16 protein-coding genes and 2 pseudogenes are annotated in these 17,572 nt (G+C 65.3%); 5 read left to right on the top strand and 13 right to left on the bottom strand.

The window, feature by feature from the left end; genetic code table 11:
• Positions 1–30: 30 nt before the first annotated feature.
• Both MRBLWS13_RS08005 and MRBLWS13_RS08010 read right to left on the bottom strand, forming a co-directional pair.
• Positions 31–699 (bottom strand): DUF4166 domain-containing protein, encoded by a 669-nt coding sequence (locus MRBLWS13_RS08005; RefSeq protein ID WP_349428496.1) that lies wholly within the window; start codon positions 697–699, stop codon positions 31–33.
• Positions 696–1,322, bottom strand: a complete 627-nt coding sequence (locus MRBLWS13_RS08010) for an SRPBCC family protein (protein WP_349428497.1) — start codon at positions 1,320–1,322, stop codon at positions 696–698. Before MRBLWS13_RS08010 ends, MRBLWS13_RS08005 begins: the two co-directional genes overlap by 4 nt.
• Before the next feature lie 33 nt (positions 1,323–1,355).
• On the opposite strand from MRBLWS13_RS08010, the gene MRBLWS13_RS08015 reads away from it, so the two are divergent.
• Positions 1,356–1,901 carry a hypothetical protein gene (locus MRBLWS13_RS08015; RefSeq protein ID WP_349428498.1) on the top strand — a complete coding sequence of 182 codons (546 nt, stop codon included), beginning with the start codon at positions 1,356–1,358 and terminating at the stop codon, positions 1,899–1,901.
• On the opposite strand, the gene MRBLWS13_RS08020 is transcribed toward MRBLWS13_RS08015, so the two are convergent.
• From MRBLWS13_RS08020 to MRBLWS13_RS08045, 6 genes are all read right to left on the bottom strand, one after another.
• Positions 1,814–4,258 (bottom strand): glycoside hydrolase family 3 C-terminal domain-containing protein, encoded by a 2,445-nt coding sequence (locus tag MRBLWS13_RS08020; RefSeq protein WP_349428499.1) that lies wholly within the window; start codon positions 4,256–4,258, stop codon positions 1,814–1,816. The two genes, MRBLWS13_RS08015 and MRBLWS13_RS08020, sit on opposite strands and share 88 nt — an antisense overlap.
• Before the next feature lie 44 nt (positions 4,259–4,302).
• Complete coding sequence (locus tag MRBLWS13_RS08025) at positions 4,303–6,084, bottom strand: sulfatase (RefSeq protein ID WP_349428501.1); 1,782 nt, start codon at positions 6,082–6,084, stop codon at positions 4,303–4,305.
• Positions 6,084–6,959 carry an ATP-binding cassette domain-containing protein gene (locus MRBLWS13_RS08030; RefSeq protein WP_349428502.1) on the bottom strand — a complete coding sequence of 292 codons (876 nt, stop codon included), beginning with the start codon at positions 6,957–6,959 and terminating at the stop codon, positions 6,084–6,086. Before MRBLWS13_RS08030 ends, MRBLWS13_RS08025 begins: the two co-directional genes overlap by 1 nt.
• Before the next feature lie 2 nt (positions 6,960–6,961).
• Complete coding sequence (locus tag MRBLWS13_RS08035; RefSeq protein WP_349428503.1) at positions 6,962–8,722, bottom strand: dipeptide/oligopeptide/nickel ABC transporter permease/ATP-binding protein; 1,761 nt, start codon at positions 8,720–8,722, stop codon at positions 6,962–6,964.
• On the bottom strand, positions 8,719–9,609 hold the full coding sequence (locus MRBLWS13_RS08040; protein WP_349428504.1) for an ABC transporter permease: 891 nt from the start codon (positions 9,607–9,609) through the stop codon (positions 8,719–8,721). The genes MRBLWS13_RS08035 and MRBLWS13_RS08040 overlap by 4 nt, the downstream gene beginning before the upstream one ends.
• 105 nt (positions 9,610–9,714) lie before the next feature.
• Complete coding sequence (locus MRBLWS13_RS08045) at positions 9,715–11,106, bottom strand: ABC transporter substrate-binding protein (protein ID WP_349428505.1); 1,392 nt, start codon at positions 11,104–11,106, stop codon at positions 9,715–9,717.
• 397 nt (positions 11,107–11,503) lie between these two features.
• On the opposite strand from MRBLWS13_RS08045, the gene MRBLWS13_RS08050 reads away from it, so the two are divergent.
• The 4 genes and pseudogenes from MRBLWS13_RS08050 (at position 11,504) to MRBLWS13_RS08065 (ending at position 13,610) form a co-directional block, all read left to right on the top strand.
• A complete protein-coding gene (locus MRBLWS13_RS08050) occupies positions 11,504–12,115 on the top strand; it encodes a PadR family transcriptional regulator (protein WP_349428506.1) in 612 nt (203 codons plus the stop codon).
• Positions 12,116–12,351: 236 nt separating this feature from the next.
• Positions 12,352–12,894 (top strand): annotated as a pseudogene (locus MRBLWS13_RS08055) (IS21 family transposase); the annotation flags it as partial.
• 4 nt (positions 12,895–12,898) lie between these two features.
• A pseudogene (locus tag MRBLWS13_RS08060) lies at positions 12,899–13,175 on the top strand (ATP-binding protein); the annotation flags it as partial.
• Positions 13,176–13,232: 57 nt separating this feature from the next.
• Complete coding sequence (locus MRBLWS13_RS08065) at positions 13,233–13,610, top strand: DDE-type integrase/transposase/recombinase (RefSeq protein ID WP_349429019.1); 378 nt, start codon at positions 13,233–13,235, stop codon at positions 13,608–13,610.
• Here MRBLWS13_RS08065 and MRBLWS13_RS08070 read toward each other — a convergent pair.
• The 5 genes from MRBLWS13_RS08070 to MRBLWS13_RS08090 all read right to left on the bottom strand — a co-directional run bounded on the left by MRBLWS13_RS08070 (position 13,564) and on the right by MRBLWS13_RS08090 (position 17,565).
• Positions 13,564–13,869, bottom strand: coding sequence for a transposase (locus tag MRBLWS13_RS08070; RefSeq protein WP_349428507.1), 306 nt, complete (start codon positions 13,867–13,869; stop codon positions 13,564–13,566). The two genes, MRBLWS13_RS08065 and MRBLWS13_RS08070, sit on opposite strands and share 47 nt — an antisense overlap.
• A gap of 155 nt (positions 13,870–14,024) precedes the next feature.
• Positions 14,025–14,522 carry a hypothetical protein gene (locus MRBLWS13_RS08075; RefSeq protein WP_349428508.1) on the bottom strand — a complete coding sequence of 166 codons (498 nt, stop codon included), beginning with the start codon at positions 14,520–14,522 and terminating at the stop codon, positions 14,025–14,027.
• 281 nt (positions 14,523–14,803) lie between these two features.
• Positions 14,804–15,727 carry an aldo/keto reductase gene (locus MRBLWS13_RS08080; protein ID WP_349428510.1) on the bottom strand — a complete coding sequence of 308 codons (924 nt, stop codon included), beginning with the start codon at positions 15,725–15,727 and terminating at the stop codon, positions 14,804–14,806.
• A gap of 49 nt (positions 15,728–15,776) precedes the next feature.
• Positions 15,777–16,622 (bottom strand): carbohydrate ABC transporter permease, encoded by an 846-nt coding sequence (locus tag MRBLWS13_RS08085; RefSeq protein ID WP_349428511.1) that lies wholly within the window; start codon positions 16,620–16,622, stop codon positions 15,777–15,779.
• Positions 16,612–17,565 carry a sugar ABC transporter permease gene (locus tag MRBLWS13_RS08090; protein WP_349428512.1) on the bottom strand — a complete coding sequence of 318 codons (954 nt, stop codon included), beginning with the start codon at positions 17,563–17,565 and terminating at the stop codon, positions 16,612–16,614. Before MRBLWS13_RS08090 ends, MRBLWS13_RS08085 begins: the two co-directional genes overlap by 11 nt.
• Positions 17,566–17,572 lie beyond the last annotated feature (7 nt).

Genomic DNA, 17,572 nt, shown 5'->3' on the forward strand with positions numbered 1-17,572 from the left:
AGGGCCGCAACGCAGCGAGGGCGGCGCGTCTCAGACCCGAGCTTCGTGCCGGCGCGGTTTGAGGCGTTCCGGAGCGTCGGTGGCCGGCATCCACTCGCAGTCGAAGCTGCCGCGATAGCCGAACAGGAACCCGAACCAGCGGTTGTGGACTTCGAGGTCGACGTGGAACCGCTGGTCGGCGTCGTCGAAGTATTCGCGCAAGCGCGCGCGTCCGCTGAAGAGCATCGGGAACCGGAAGCCGATCGGGCCTTCGTAGAACCGCTGCGCACCCGATGTGAGCAGCAGCCCGCCGTCCTCGTCCGCGCTCAGCCGCAGATCGACCGCGAGGTGCTGGTGCGTGCCCAGGTAGTCCACGATCCGGTCCTCGTCGAGGATCATCGTGGCGTCGAATCTGCGCCGGTGCGCGCCGATGCGGTATTCGCGGACGAAGGTGACGGTCTCGCGGCCGAGCGGGTCGCGGTAGGGGTAGTTCTCGATGACGAACGGGACGTCGGCACCGATGTCGGGGATCAGGATGTTCCGCAGGCGCCCGATCTGCAGGAACGGGATCGTCCACCACGGCCCGCGCCGGATGGTCGTCATCACTCCCCTGCCCACGCACGCCTCCGCGGAGTCCAGACCGACGCCGAACCGTCGCTTCATCATGGGATGCAGGCGGTCGAAGTCGTCGCCGAGCGCCCGCTCGAAGATGGAGGTCATGCGGGTGCTCCGGGGTCGGGCAGAGCGGCCAGGGTCACCGGCGCGTTCTGCAGATGGTCCGCACGGCGCCGGCCAGACGCCGGCGTGCGACGGCAGCGGCCGGCGCGAGGTCGATCCGGTCGCCACCACCACAGCACGCTCCACAGCGGCCAGCGCTCCGGCGGGACCCCGGTCTCGAGCCAGATGCGCAGCCGGTCGAAGCTCCAGGCCGTGGCCCAGCCCAGGACGGGGCGGACGACGACGTCCAGCACTCCCCATCCGGGGGTGTAGTCGTAGCCGGTGAGGAAGGCGATCCCGCCGTCCTGCGGGACGTAGCGCCAGTACCCGCGCCCCTCGCGGATCGGCGACAGCGGATCGCGCGTGTGGAACCGGAGCGCGGAGGTGCGTGCGCCGTCCGCGCGCTGCTTCTCGCCGATGCTCACACCGGTGCCGCTGATGCGGTGGAACGGCACCCGCCGTTCGTACGCGAAGGCCGTGGCACCGGCCTCCGTCAGCCCCGTCGGAGTGATCCGTGTGAACCGCACATCCCACCGGACGTGGTGCTCCGGAACCTGCGTGGCTGTCCACACCGCCTCGAGGTCGGCGGCGATCGTCGTCTCCACGTAGATACCGCTGCGCCTCACACCTCGACGTTACGACACCGAGGGCGCAGCTCCGTGACCGGCGGATACGTCGCCGGCCGGGGCGGCGACCGGATCCCGCCTCAGCCGACGCGGGATCGAACGGGATCCAGCACCACTTCCGCCGCCCATGCCGCGGCGTCGGCGATGTCGCGACGGCTCATTCCGAACTCCCGGCGGAGGGTGACCCCACGTCGCAGCCGAGTCGAGGTGCGCCAGAGCCGCGACGATCGCGGTGCGCTGCTCGGTCTCGGCTTCGACACGGCGACGGAGATCGGACTGCTCACGCTCGCGGGTGCCGCCACCTTCGGAGCCGTGCCTTGGTGGGCGGCGCTCACCCTGCGAATCCTGTTCGCCGCCGGGATGAGCGCCTTCGACACCACCCAAGGCGCTGTGATACGCCGCGCATACAGCTGGCAGCCCGGTCGCCGCCGCCTTGGACCGATCTTCGTGGCTCTGCGAGCCGGCGACATCTTTTCGCACGACGCGTTCGATCAGCTGAGTCCGAGGCGAATCGTCGCCGTGCTGGCGATGTTGATGACATCGGAGCCGATGTGGAGTGTATATTCGCCGGGTTCGTAGCGCCATTCGCCGTCCCAGTAGGCCAGGTCGCGTTTGCGAACCACGACGTTGGCAGACACCGTGGCTCCGGCATCCGCGCGAACGACGGCGAAGCCGACGAGCCACCGCACGGGACGCTCGACGACGGAGTCGGGACGGGACGCATAGACCTGGACGACTTGCTTGCCAGCCCGGGTGCCGGTGTTCTGCACGCTGACGGCCACGGTCGCCGTATCGCCGGCGAAGTCGCTGACCGACGCACCGGCGATGCTCCACGTGGTGTAGCCCAGGCCGAACCCGAACGGGTAGGCCGGGTGCGTGCCGGCACGCAGCCACGCGCGATAGCCGATGTGAATGCCCTCGTCGTAGGTGATGACGCCGTCGTGAGGCGTCACGTCCGAGATGGGCAGGTCGTCCAGCTCTACAGGCCACGTGGTGGGCAGTCGGCCACCCGGTTCGCGAGCGCCGGTGAGGATGTCGCCGATCGCGGAGCCGTACTCCTGCCCGCCGAAATAGGTCAGCAGGAGCGCCGCCGCCTCCTGCCGCCACGGGAGCAGCACCGGGGCGCCGGAGTTGACGAGCACCGCCGTGCGCGGGTTGGCGGCCAGCACGACACGGACCAGGTCGTCCTGCCTGCCGGGCAGCGACAGGTCGGTGCGGTCGTAACCCTCCGACTCCACGCGCGAGTTCGTACCCACGACCACGATTGCGACGTCGGCGTTCTCGGCGGCACGGGAGGCCTCTGCGATGAGCTCGTCGGCGTCGACGTCGGCCGGCTCAGTGCCCACGCTAAGGCTCAGCGCGTTCTCGAAACCCCCGAGCCGAATGGGCAGGAACTCCACCCGCAACCGCACGGTCGTGCCGGCTACGAAGTCGACGGGAACCGATATCGCGGGCGGTGCCAGGAAGGCGGCGCCGAGGTCATCGCCGATCGCCTGCACGGTGCGCTCCTCGCGCAGCACACCGTTCACAAACACCCGGCCGGTACCGACGGCAGCGAATCCGAACCGCGAGTGGCCGGACTCGGTCGGTGTGTAGTCGGTCTCGAAGACAAGCCGTGACATCGCGGCGATCGGGGCATCGCCGCCGAAGTAGACCAAGCCGCTGGCCAGCCGATCCTCCGCGAAGATCACTTCGCCCTCGTCGTCGAGCATCTCAACTCGGGCGCCGACCTCGCCGGTGACAGGGTTGCGCATCGCGTCGCGGTCGAGCTCGGCGACACCTTCCTGCACAATCGCGCCTATCGAATAGGTGACCTCTGCGTCGGGAAACGCGTTGCGGATGCCGTCGACCGGCGACACGACGCGCTCCGGCAGCACCGTCGCGCTGCCGCCGCCTTGCGTGCGGGCGTGGCGGGCATTGTGCCCGATGACCGCGATCCGCGCGGGCGTCGAGAGCGGAAGGATGCCATCGTTGGCGACGAGGACGCAGCCATCCGCCGCGGCTTCGCGAGCGAATGCAACGCCGTCCTCGCGGTGGACCGGCTCCACCGATACGGGTTCGAAGCCCTCCAGCGCACTGACCCGCGCGGCGAGCCGCAGAATACGCACAACCTTGCGGTCGATCGCCGCCTCGTCGACGTCGCCGCTGCGAACCGCCTCCACCAGCGCGTCGCCCCACGGGCCCTCGGGGCCGGGCATCGCAAGATCCTGCGAATGCTTCGCACTCTCGATGCTGCGCACCGCGGTCCAGTCGCTGATAACCACACCGTCGAAGCCCCACTCGCTGTTCAGCGGCGTCTCCAACAACTCATTCTCAGAGGCGGTCGCGCCGTTGATCGAGTTGTACGCGCTCATCACCAGCCACGCCCGCTCTTGCACGATCGCGTCCTCGAACGCCCGCAAGTAGACCTCTCGCAGCGTCCGATCGTCGACCTTGACGTCGGCGGTGAACCGCTCGGTCTCGAAATCGTTCGCGACGAAGTGCTTCGGCGTCGCACCGACCCCGTTCTCCTGCACGCCCCGCACATACGCTGCGGCGAGTGCGGCCGTCAGCACCGGGTCCTCGCTGAACGCCTCGAAATGCCGGCCACCCAGCGGAGATCGATGCAGATTGATCGTCGGCCCCAGCACCACGTCCACATCCTTGCGCCGCGCCTCCACCGCAGCCGCAGCCCCATAGCGGGCCGCCATCGCGGGGTCCCACGACGACGACAACGCCGTCGCCGACGGCAGATTCAGCGACGGCGACCGCTCGTCCCACACCTCACCGCGTACGCCGCTCGGTCCGTCCGACACCAAGATCCGCCGCAGCCCGATCTTCTCAATCGGCCACGTCGTCCAGAAATCACGACCTGTCAGCAACTGCACCTTCTCCTCCAGCGTCAAACGCTCGAGGAGGTCGGTGAAGGTCTCGTTTGTGTACAGATCCTCGGCCAACGAATTCCTCACTCTGTGTGTTGTTGTCAGCGGGCGTTGACGTCTCAGCCGTCGTACACCGCGTCCGCCGAGCCCAGCTCTGACGCGAGCTCGACGAGTTGATCACCGGTCACTCCCGGCACGGCCGCCGCCGCGAGGAGGAGGGACTCTCCGCCCGCGAAGCCGACGATGAACGGCGAAGCCAATTGGGGAATCAGCTCCTGGATGACCTCGCGCCGACGGTCGTCGGCGAGCAGCTCGCGGACCGGGGTCGAGGTGAGGATGGACCCGTCGGGGAAATGTTCACGGCGGGCGGCCGCTTGACGCGACCGTTCCGCCTGCCCCCACTGCCGCTCCACCTGCAGGTGCTCGACAGCCAGCGGACCCCTGGCGGGCAGCCCGAGCCGTTCGAACTGGTCGGCCGGAGCATCGTTGTGACGCATCAATCCCACCAGCAGCTCCGCCATCCGCAGCTCGAGCTCGTCGTCGCGTAGCGGCGTGGTCTGGTCGGGGTCCGTCTCCAGATCGAACAGCAGGGTGCCGAACTCCCATGGATTCCCGAGGGTCCACGCAGGGATCTTGAGGACGGGCACGCCTTTCATGAAGTCGAAGCCGTCGACGAGCTCCGCGTGCCGCAGCTCGTCCACGGAGAAGCGGCTGCGCATATGAGTCGGCATGAGGGTGTACTCGAAGAGCGGAGTGTTGGTCTCATCGCTGCACGCCCGCATGTAGACATAGCGTCCGTCGGTGACGCTGACGTGACCGCCGTGCGCGCCGAACAGCGCTCCCTCGCGCACGGGGGTGTCAGCCCTGACAACGTCGACGAGGGGTCGCCCGTGCATGTCGTCTGTGCGCTCGAGCTCGAAGTATTCCAGCAGGGTCGGCCCGAGGTCGATCGTCTGCACGAGGCTCTCACGGCGTTCGCCCTGGACACCCGCCCGCGGGTCCCAGATGTAGAGCGGTGTGTGGATCGTCTCGTCGTACCAAGGCATGACGGACTTGCCCCACCACCCGTGCTCGCCGAGCAGGAACCCGTGGTCGGTGCAGACGATCAGCATCGTGTCGTCCCACATGGCGTTGTCGTCCATGAAGTCGAGAACGCGGCCGAGCGACCGATCGCACATGGAGACGAGCGCATAGTACGAGCGGCGGGCGAGCTCCATCTCCTCGTGCGACTCGGTGACGCGGCGGTAAGAGGGCCAGTCAAACACGACGCCGCCCTCCTCGAGTCCATACTGCTCGCGATAGCGGTCGTAGCTGAAGAACGGCTCGTGTGGATCGAACGTTTCGAGGTGCAGTAGCCAGCGGTCCTCTTCAAGGTTCGCCTTCATGAATTCGAGACCCGCGTCGAACGTGAGGGTCTGCGGGTGGTCTGCCTCGTCCCGCAGGTACATCCGGTTGATCAAGTCCTGCCTGGCGAGGAAATGGCGCGGGTTGAGCGTCGCGGGCACGTCCGGGTCCGCGACATGCCCCTTCCAGAGGTCGCCCTCCTGACCGCGGAAGAACTCGTACGTGTTGAACCGGTTGTGATAGGTGCCCGCGCCGTCCTCCCAGTAATGCTGGTGGTCCGTGACGAGGTGGGTGTAGACGCCAGCCTTCTTCATCATCTCGGGGACCGAATCGTCGAACGGTTCAAGAGGCCCCCAGGACCGGTGCAGGAAGTTGTAGCGCCCCGTATGCAGCTCACGTCGTGCTGGCATGCAGGGCATGCTGCCGGCGTAGCACTGATCGAAGGTCGCGGTCCGCGTCGCGAGACGCTCGAAGTTCGGTGCGTCGACGTCGGTGTTGCCGTATCCCGGCAGCAGCCGGCGGTTGAGGCTGTCGAACATCACAACGATCGCGCGCATCACATGACCTCTTCCTGCTGCACGGTGATCATCTGCGCCTCGAAAAAACGGCGCCGCTCCTCGCGGCGGTCGCGCTGCATCACCGGGTCGGCGATGGGTGCGGCCATCAGGAGCTTCTTCGAGTACTCGTGGTCGGGGTCGGAGGTGAGCTTGTCTCCCGCGCCGACTTCGACGATGTCGCCTCGATACATCACCGCCACACGGTGGCTGATTGCTCGGACCACCGAGAGGTCGTGCGAAATGAACAGGTACGACACCCCCGTGCGCTCCTGGATCTCGATCAGGAGGTCGAGTACCCGCGCCTGGGTTGACAGGTCCAGGGCCGACACTGGCTCGTCACAGACGATGAGCTCGGGCTCGAGCGCCAGAGCACGCGCGGTCGCGATGCGCTGGCGCTGCCCGCCCGAGAACTCACGCGGATAGCGGCTCGCCGCGTCCGCCGGAAGGTTGACGGCCGCGAGCAGTTCACCAACCCGCCGACGGGCGTCCTCGCGCGTCGCGCGCTGCGTGGAGAGCGGCTCGCTGAGGATGTCACCCACGGTCATGGCCGGGTTCAGCGAGCTGTACGGATCCTGGAACACCACCTGGATGTCGGTCGCCATCGCGCGGCGCTCCCGCGGCGAGAGTGCGGAGATGTTCCGTCCCGCGAACTCGATCGATCCACGCGTGACGGGAACCAGCCCGAGTACCGCACGGCCGAGCGTCGTCTTGCCTGATCCCGATTCCCCGACGAGTCCGAGAGTCTCGCCCTGCCGGATGTCGATGGAGACGCCGTGCAGTGCCTGGAACGGCGGCTTGCGCCATCCCTTCACGGGGAACTCGACAACCACTTCGCGCGCGTCAAGGAGCATGTCACCCCGGTTGAGCTTGGTCATGACTACGCTCCCTTCTCGGCCGAGACGAGTTCGCCTCGCGCATCGACGTCGTCGAGGGTGGAGTCGAGCAGCATCCGCGTGTACGGATCCTTCGCCTCCTGGAAGATCTCGTGCACGGTGCCCTGCTCGACGACTCGGCCGTGCTGCATCACGACCACCCGATCGCAGATATCGGCTACGACGCCGAGGTTGTGGGTCACGAGCATGACTCCCATGCCGTACTCCGACTGCAGCTCCCGCAGGAGGTCGAGCACCTCGGCCTGCACCGTGACGTCGAGCGCCGTGGTGGGCTCGTCGGCGATCAGCAGCCTCGGGTTGCACGACACCGCGCCCGCGATGAGCACGCGCTGCGCCATGCCGCCCGAGATCTCGTGCGGGTAGGCGTTGAAAGTGCGCTGCGGATCGGGGATGCCGACGCGTGACAGGAGTGCGAGTGCCCGCTTCTTGGCCTCGCGCTTCGAGATGCCGAGCACCGTCACCATGGGCTCGACGAGCTGGAAGCCGATGCGGAACGACGGGTCGAGGTTGCTCATCGGCTCCTGCGGCACGTAGGCGATCTCTTTGCCGCGCATAGCTTGGAACACGGTGCGGTCGGCACCGGCGAGTTCGGTTCCTTCGAAGAGGATCGACCCAGCGGCCACCCGACCGCCCCGAGGAAGCAGTCCGAGGATGGAGAAGGCCGACTGCGTCTTGCCCGACCCGGATTCGCCGACGACGCCGACGATCTCGCCGTCGCGGATGTCGAAGCCGACGTCGTGCACGACAACCGTGGGGTCTGCGATCGAGCCGTAGGCCACACTGAGTCCGCGCACCGAGAGCAGCACCGACGCATCGCCTTCACCGGCCGGCTTCTCCAGCGTCGCCGCCTTCGGCGAGAGCCGGATGGCTCCTGCGACGCGGCGTCCCTGGAGGGCGTCGCGGATCGCGTTGCCGAGGAGCACGAGCGCGGCCACCGTGATCGAGATCATGATGCCCGGCCACAGCACCGACAGGGGGGCGATGTAGATGTTCGCGAACGCATCCTGGAGCATGCCACCCCACGTCGGGGTACTGGGGTCTCCGAGGCCGAGGAACTCCAGCCCCGACTGAATGATGATCGCGATGCCTGCGACGATGGCGGTCTGGATGATGATGGGTGACCGCACGACGCGCAGGATGTGCCGGCCGATGATACGGCCACTGCTCAGTCCGGCCACGCGGGCCGCGTCGACGTAGAGCTCGTTCTTCACGGAGATGACCTGGTTGCGGGTGAGCCGGAAGAAGCCGGGCGAGAGCATGACGCCGAATACGGCCATACTGGCGTACACCGATCCGCCCAGCGACTGGTACAGCGCCAGGAGGACGATCATGGCCGGCAGCGCCAGGATCACGTTGGCGATCCAGCTCGACACGCTGTCGAAGAACTTACCGAAGTACCCCGCGATGAGACCCGACGTCGTGCCGACGATCAGCGCGATCGACACGGCGATCAGGGCTCCGATGAGCGTGTTGCGCCCACCCGAGACGAGACGGCTGGCGATGTCGCGTCCCGCGCTGTCGCCACCCAGCAGGTATTCCCCACCGGGAGCGGCGAGGATCAGGTCGATGCGCACCTCGGTCGGCGAGTGCTGCATGAAGATCGGTCCGAAGATGCTCAGCAGGATGACGAACAGCAGCGTGATGATCGCCGTGAGGCCGAGCGGGTTGCGCAGCACGCTGCGCGTGAGGGAGACGTGCGGCTTGGCGGCCGTGACGACCGCGACGGTCGAGGGTGCACCGGTCACTGAAGTCTCGCTTTCGGGTTGATCCATCCGTTGGCGAGGTCGATGATCAGGTTCACGATCACGACCACGATGACCATCGCCACCACGATGCCCATGATCGCGGGGATATCGCCCTGGATAGAGGAGTTGACGGTAAGGGTTCCGAGCCCGGGAATGGCAAAGATGCGCTCGATGACTACGGCGCCACCGAGCAGTCCGATGAACTGCAGGGAGAGGACGGTGAGCGCCGGCGGCGCGGCGTTGCGCAAGACATGACGCAGCAGCACCGAGCGTCGGCTGATCCCGCGGGCTTCCAGGGTCCGGATGTAGTCGTGCTCGAGAACGTCGATGAAGGCACCGCGGATCTGCTGGGCAGCCGATGCTATGCCACCGATGACGAGGGCGGTCACGGGGAGCACCAGGCTGAGCGCCCACGCAGACGGGTCCTGCTCGAACGGAACATAACCAGTCGCGGGGAAGAGCCGGAGCGTGAGCGCGAAGACGATGACGAGCATCAGTGCGACCCAGAAGTTGGGAAGCGAAAAGCCGATGATTGAGACGAACTGCAGCACTCGGTCGATGGCGCCGCCTCGCACGGCCGCCGTGACGCCCAGGACGGCGCTGATCACGGCGGTGAACGCCACCGCAAGGATGACCATCGAGAGAGTCACAGGCATCCGGTTCGAGACCATCTGCGCGACCGGCTCGCTCGTGAACCACGAGACGCCGAAGTCGCCCTGCAACGCGTGCGTGAGCCAGTCGAAGTATTGCGTGACCAGCGGGCGATCGAGGCCGAGCTCGCTCGTCTTTGCCGCGACCTGCTCCTCGGTGGCGTTTTCGCCCAGCACATTGCGGGCCACATCAGAGGCCGTCGAGTACACGAGAAGGAACGTCACCGTGGAGATCACGAATACCAGGACTATGCCGGCAAGAATCCGGCGAATGAAGAATGACAGCATTTCTCTGCTCTTGGTTGGGGTGGGGGCGGCTCGGGTACGCCGCCCCCACCGCGATCAGGACGCGGGCGCGAAGTTCCGGATCCAGGGCACGACGTTCCACGCCTGCGGCGTCGCGTCGACATCGGTGGCCGTGACGAAGATCGTGTTGGCACGGAACCACGGGGCCATCCAGGCCCGGTCGACGAGATAGTCGTTGACCGCCTGGAAGGCACTGGCCTGCTCGTCGCCGGTGGCGAACTGAGCGGTCTCGAGGAGCGAGGTCATCCCCGGGTCGTCCACTTTCGACGTGTTCCACGGCGAGGTGGGGAAGGCGAACTTGCGGAAGTCCTGCCACGCGCTCTGGCTGCCGAGCGAGAACCAGAACATCGGGTACTTGCCGGAGAGCACCTCGGCGATCGTGGCGTCGGCGGCGACCTTCTCGAAGGTCACAACGATCCCGATCTGAGCCAACTGCTGCTCGATGATCGGCGCGACCTGCGGGAACTGCGCGAGGTCGGGCATCGTCACCGCGAAGCCGTCTTCGTAGCCGGCCTCCGCCATCAGATCCTTCGCCTGCTCCAGATCGATTTCGTATGCCGTGTCGAGATCTGCCACGTACGCCTCGCTGAGCGTGTTGAACGTCTGGGACGTGACTTCGCCCTCGCCGCGCGAGAGGTTCTTGAGGATCGACTCCTTGTCGAAGACGAGGTTGATCGCCTGCCGCACGCGCACGTCAGCGAGGGCGGGAACCATCGTGCCGTTGCGATCATTCAGGAACAGTCCCTGCCAGTCGGTCGGGTAGCGCTCGACCGTCAGATCGCCGCCCTCCGCCTCAGCCGCCTGCGTGGAGTTCACCACGCCGACATCGGCCTGGCCGGACTTCAGCGCGTTGAGGCGTGCCGTCGGGTCGGCGATCGGCTTCACCACGATTTCGTCATAAGGGAATTCCTCGGTGTTCCAATAGTCCTCGTTGCGCTCGTAGACGTACTGACTGCCGGGAGTAGCCTCGGTCAGCGTGTACGGACCGCTGCCGACAGCCGTGGTGGCCGCATCGCCGGCACCGAGACTCTCGGGGCTGGCCATGGCACCTCCCACGACAGTCAGATATCCGAGGAGGCCTGGGTCGGGAGCACTGAGACGGAGGTTGACCTCGGTCGAGCTCACCACCTCGACCTGTTCGATCGACGCGGCCATATAGGAGTTCTGGCCTGTGCTGGCCTTGAGGTACTCGAGGTTCGCCTTCACAGCCTCGCCGTCGAAGGGCGTGCCGTCGGTGAACGTGACATCGTCCCGCAGCGTGAGGTTGAGGATGGTGTTGTCCTCGTTGTAGGCCCAGTCGGTGGCCAAGTTCGGTTGGATCTCAGCTTGCGGGTCGAGAACGAGGAGAGTGTCGTAGACCGGCATCCAGAAGTGGACGCGATGGCCGATCTCGAGCGCTCCGCGATCAAACGAGTTGTTGTCGAACACAGCGGCGATGGTGAGAGTGCCACCCCCAGCCGATGATGCGGAGCCGGAGATTCCGCCACCGGAGCATCCGGCGAGGGCGACTCCGGCGACAGCAAGAGCGGCAACGGTTTTCAGGATCCGCGAGAGCGGTCGGGATATGCGACGATGCACGTCATTCTCCTTCGAATGGATTGCGGTTTGTGGGCACCAGCTTGGATGCCTCTGAAGGCTAACTAGTGGACTCGTCCCTTAGTGGATTCGTCTGATAGTGACTCATCCCCGCGTTGATGTCAAGCCACGAGAATCAATCAGTCCGCACCGGATCGCACGAACTTGGAGTGCGCGCATTGCTTGCGTGCTATGCGACAAGGCATATACTGGAGATCCCGAGTCAACGGTCCTTCGAAAGGCGGTGAACATGACGATCGAGGAGATCCTCCTGGCCCTGCTCGCCCAGAATGCGCGCAGCGGCTACGACCTGAAGAAATGGCTCGATGTTGAGGGCATCTTCTTCCGGGCCAACGCCGACCAGGCACACATCTACCGCGCCTTGCGTGTCCTTGAGCGGCAGGGTTTGGTCGATTTTCGGAAGGAGCAGCGCGGCGGCCCTGCGGCCAAGGTGTACTTCCTCACCGACGCCGGTATCGCACGGCTTCGCGAAGCGGCAGCCGCCCCGTACGAGCCGCCCGCGCGGTGGCAGGAACCGGACTTCCTGGCGCGGTTCACCCTTCTCGGCCCGATCCATCCGAGCGCGCTACGCGATCAGGTCGCTACCGAGATCGCATTTCGGGAAGAGCAGATTCGCCGCTATCGTAACCGCGACCGATCATTCACCCTGGGTGAGAACTCCGCCGGGATCGACCCCGATGTCCTCATCCTCGTTGGCGACGCCAGTCACTATTCCGGTATCACTCAGCTCGACCTATGGCTGAGCTGGCTTCGGTCCCTGGAATCGACACTGCTGTCGGATGCGCGCGTCGCCCCCTCGATCGATGGCCGGCTGGCGATCGGCATGAGCGGGTCTGCATGAGTGCGAAAGCGGCAACTTCTCGGGGACGCAGGCTACGGCTCCGAGTGTGCATGCGGAGCGCCCGCCGTTCTCAATTCCTGACCATCCGCGCGCCGGCCGCCGGTGATGTGCGCTTGTCGATGACGGGTCGTCACAGCGTCGATCAGGCGATCGTCCCCGCGGGCACGTTCGAGATGGGGCGACTCGTCGGGTGACCAGAACCCTGCCGATCTGTCCCCCGCGAGAACACGGAGGAGGATGGCTACTCCTGCCTGCCCGGCATCGAGGGCGCGCACGAGAAGGGCGATGTGGAAGGCGACGTGGGTCGGTCCCGCCGGACGTGGCTGTCGCCGATGCCGGTCACCGACTCCCTCGACGAACTCAGCGAGCGGCTCCGCGGTTGGGACGCCAGAGACGATCATCACCGCATCGCCGGGAAGACGACCACGGTTGCCCGCGACTTCGAGGCCAACAGGGCAGCGTTGGCGCCGTTGCCGGTAGATCGGTTCGACCCTGGCCTGGTGCTGCATCCGCGGGTGGAGCGGTCGAGCATGATCACGGTGCGAATGGCCCGCTACTCAGTCCCGGCCCGGCTGGTCGGCCGGCAGGTGCGTGTCTCGCTGCGCGCGACCGAGCTGGTCGTCTTCGACGGCCGCACCCCAGTCGCCCGACATGAACGGGTCGTCGCCCGCGGCGGCGAGTCGATCCAGCTCGATCACTACCTCGAAGTCCTCCGCCACAAACCCGGTGCGCTCAAGGGGTCGACTGCCTCGGCGGCCGCTCGGGACGCCGGCGAGTGGCGGCATGACCTCCGAAACGGCGGCCGCGGCCGTCGATCAGGCCTGCCGGCGACTCCGGCTTCCCACCATCCGGGCGGTCCTCGAGGAAGCGACCCGCGCGGCAGAGTGGGAGCAACTCACCTACCGGGGGTCCTCGCGGAACTGCTGCTCGCCGAGTGCGATGACCGGGATAGGCGGTCCACGATCCGTCGCGTCGCCGGTGCCGGGTTCCCGCGTCAGAAATGGTTGGCGACTTCGACTACAACCAGAAACCGAACGTGAACCCCGCTACCATCCATACCCAGACGGAACGCCTCATGCGCATTGCAGGAGTGCGAGGCGTCCGGAAGCCGAAGCGAGTGTTCACCACGCGACCGGACAGGTCGACGGTGCTGCCGAGCGATCTCGTCAATCGCAAGTTCGTCGCGCCGGCGCCCAGGCGGCTCTGGGTCTGGGACGTGACCGACGTCGCGACCTGGTCCGGGTTCGCCTACGTGGCATTCGTCACCGACGTCTACTCGAGACGCATCGTCGGCTGGAACGTTGCAGCCACGCTGCGGTCGGAGATCCTGCCTATGCAGACGCTCGATATGGCCGCGTGGAACGCTGGTGGTCGCCTCGACGGGACCCGGCAGATGAGCTCGACCCCGAAACGATCCCGGTACTCCTCGATGAACCGGATCATCTCGGTCAGGGGCGGTCGAGCTCCTTCGCGAAAAACACACTCGCAGCCTTGAGGATCTCGTTGGCCTTGCGCAGCTCGGCGTTCTCCTTCTGCAGCCGCTTAATCTCCGCGGCCGCATCCGTGGTCAGCACGAGCTTCACGCCCGCGTCAACCTCGTAGCGGCGCTGCCACAACCGCAGCGTCTCCGGACTCATCCCCAGCAGCCCTGCCACATGTCGCACCGCACTCATCATCGTCGGGTGCGACGGGCGCGTCTCCGCGAGCATCCGCAACGCCCGCTCACGCATCTCCGGCGAATACTTCCTGTTCATCGTGTTCCATCCTTACTTGAAGAACGGAACGAAAGTCAGGCCGATTCAAAGTGCCCCGCGTGATGTATTGAGAAGGACGCTGGTTGGCTTCATCAGTGAGAGCGCGCGAGCATCGATCATCTCGCGCGTCTGATCCGTCAGAGGCACGTGAAGGCTCACAAAGTCTGCAGAAGCGAGAAGATCGTCGAGGTGGACTCGTCGCGCACCCAACTCTGTTGCGGCGTTCGCGTTCCACGCGGACCTGCTTGTGTAGATGACGCGCATGCCGAACGCGGCTGCGCGTCGGGCAACCGCGGTGCCGATCTTGCCGCACCCACGATGCCGATCGTCGCGCCCGACACATCTCGTCCCATCAGCGGTTGCTCGAGCCGCCAGAGAATTTTGCCGCCGTCACGAAGGTAGCGGTCGTTCTCAGGGATGCGGCGAGCGACGGCCAGCAACAGCGCCATAGTCAGATCGGCTGTGGCGTCGGTGAGGACATCCGGAGTGTGGCAGACGAGAATGGCCCCGGTCGTTCGCCGCTGCGATGTCGATGTTGTCGTAACTGATGCGGCGAGCGGCTTTTCCCCGCAGACGTTCTTGCCGTGGTCCAGCGCACCCAGCGCCACTTCAGCGTGCGATTTGGGGACGATGGGGTTGATCGCTGTCTGCACGTCAGAATCTTCGAGAAGTTCGCTGACGCTCCCGGTCGACAGCCGGGCATATCGGCGACCACATCGGTGGCACGGGCCTGATCGAGATCTGCCGTCGCGACGATCCAATGGCGGGGTGGCGCGCAAGCGTGCTGAGGTACTGGCCCGAGATGTTCCAGACCGACGATTCTGACTCCGTGCCGCTCACGGACTTCTGACATCACTCTCACTCCGCGTGTGATCGCAGTTGTTGGTGCGAGGCGTGGCAGCCTGCATCTTGACCGACTGCCACGCCGACGCTCCTATGCGTCCTCGGGTGTCCGTCCCGCCCTGTCTAGCCGAAGCTTCGCTTCGGCATACACGTCGGCCGCCAGGGGCCCCGCCGCGAGATCGGCGAGGTTCTCCTGGAGGTGGTCAGGGTTGATCGTCCCTATGATCACGGTGTCGATGTGCGGGTGGCTGAGCAGGTACCTCAGCATCCAGCGCGCGCGACTCTCGCCGGGTTCGAGGAGCTCCTCAAGGCCGGCCTGCTGCCAGGTAGCCCAGCGGTCCTCCTTACCGAGCCCTCCGCCGACAGACGACCGTGGGGCTGCGGAGCGGACGATGACTCCCGCTCCGGTCTCGTGCGCGCGAGTGATCAGATTCTCGTGCGCTCGCTCCAGCGCCGAGTAGGGGATCTGAAAGACATCGAAGACGTCCCATTCGACGAAAGTTCGCAGATCAGGAGAACGGGACGAGATCCCGAACGCGCCTGCCTGCCCGTTCGCGACGATCTCCCGCATCGTGTCGATGACCTTCGAGGTCTCCGCCTGTTCGACGGTCGGGTTGTGCAACTGCACGAAGTCAAGATGGTCGGTCCTCAACAGGCGGAGGCTGTTCTCGATGTTCGAGAGCATGTGGTCGCGCGAGAAGTCGTGCAGCGTCTGGTCTGTCTCCTCGCCGGGTACGACCTCGCACCCGGTCTTCGTGGTGAGCACATACTCGGCTCGTCGCGAGCCCGCGAACTTGCCGATCAACTCCTCACTCTTGCCGTAGTCCGCAGATGTGTCCAGGAAGTTGATCCCCGAGTCGAGGACGTCGTTCAGGATCGTGTCGGCCTGCTCGTCGCGGATGGGACGTCCACCCCAGATTCGCTCGCCCCGCAATTCCATGGTGCCGTATCCGAGTCTTGTGACTTCGACGCCGGTGCGTCCGAGCGTCCGCTTCTCGATTGTTGCTTGTGTCATTCTCTTGCCCTTCTGGTGAGGTGGGTGGGTGGTACGGGTACTGGGCGGTCTACTTGACTGACCCTGAGGTCAGCCCGGCGATGATGTAGCGCTGCAGCAGCAGGAACACCACCACCACGGGGACGCTCACCGTGAAGGACGCCGCCATGATCTGATTCCAGGCGACGCTGACTTCGCTCGAGTAGCCCTGCATGCCGATCGACAGGACCTTGGTCTGCGCGTTTGTCATCTGAGAGGCGAACAGGATCTCTCCCCACGCCGTCATGAACGAGTAGACGGCGACGGCCACGATGCCGGGCCGCGCGACGGGGATGATGATGCGGAACAGGGTCGTCACGACGTTCGCTCCATCGACCTTGGCTGCCTCGTCGAGGTCGCGTGGAATCCCGTCGAAGAAGCCTGAAAGCATCCAGATCGAGAACGGGAGTGTAAAGGTCAGGTAGGTGATGATGAGCCCGGGCAGTGTCTGAAAGAAGAAGTTGATTCCGAGGACCCGGTCGAGGTTCACGAAGATGAAGAAGAGCGGCAACATGAATAGCAGGCCTGGGAGCATCTGTGTCGCGAGCGTTGACCCATACAGACTCGACCGCGCGCGGAACCGGTACCGCGAGATCGCGTATGCCGCGAAGATCGCGATGATGACGCTGAAGACGGTGGCGGTGACAGCCACGATGACGCTGTTGGTGAAATAGAGCGCCAGCGGGATGCTGGACCACATGTCGATGAATGGCTGGATGGTCAGGTTGCTCGGCCACCACTCGAATGATCCTTGAACGTCTTCGATCGGTTTGAGGGCGGTCGTGACCATGACGTAGACGGGCACGATGACGAATATCCCGAGGAACGTCAGCACCACCCATCGGAACACTCGAAATGAGATCGGCTCATAGTTCACGGTTGCTCCTTCGATTGAGCCAGAGCGCGACGCCGCTCGCCGCGAGTAGGAAGATCAGGGCGAGAACCGACATCGCTGAGCCGAGTCCGAAATTCCAGTTGATGAACGAGTTGTTGTAAATGTGCATGGATATGAGGTTTGCGGCCGGAGGTGGCGTCGGACCGAAGAGCACGAACGGGTGGTTGAAGTCATTGAAGGTCCAGAGCGACATCATGAGGATCAGCACGAAGTTGACGGGGGCAAGCATCGGGATCGTGATGTATCGCACCTGCTTCCACACGCTCGCTCCATCGATCGAGGATGCCTGGTAGACCTCTTCGGGAATGGATTGGAGGCCGGCCATCAGCATCAGGAACGCGAATGGCCAGCGGTTCCATACGGCGACAATCACCATCGACCAGAAGGCGTTGTCTCCAAGAAGCCAGAACGGCGGGTCTTGGACGAGGTGGAGGGTGTCGACAAGTACGTGGTTGATGAGGCCGTTGTCTCGCTGGAACATGAAGCTCCAGACGATGACACTCGCGTAAACCGGCAAAGCGTATGGCAGGAGAAAGAGAGTGCGGAACCATCCTTTGCCTCTGAATGTTCGCTGCAACACGACAGCGGCGGACATTCCGAGGAGGTAGCAGAGGGTGACGACGATCACCGTGAATGCGATCGTGATGCCGACCGACTGAAGGAATCGGCCTCCGACCGGCGACGCGAAGCTCAACGCAGTCACGTAATTCTCGAGAGCGACGAACGGCGCCCCCGACCAGTTCGTGATGTACAGGCGGGTCAGATCGAAGAAGCTGATGATGATGCCGACCAGCATCGGACCGAGCTGAACCATGAGAACCAGAACGATGGCCGGCGCAACAAGCAGGTAGGGCGTCGCGTTCGTCCAGGAGACCGCCCGTTTGCGTCGCGGGGCAGTCACTGTCACCCCGCTCGGCAGGGTCACGTTTCGA

The sequence above is a fragment of the Microbacterium sp. LWS13-1.2 genome (genome assembly GCF_040144835.1).
Lineage (GTDB): Bacteria > Actinomycetota > Actinomycetes > Actinomycetales > Microbacteriaceae > Microbacterium.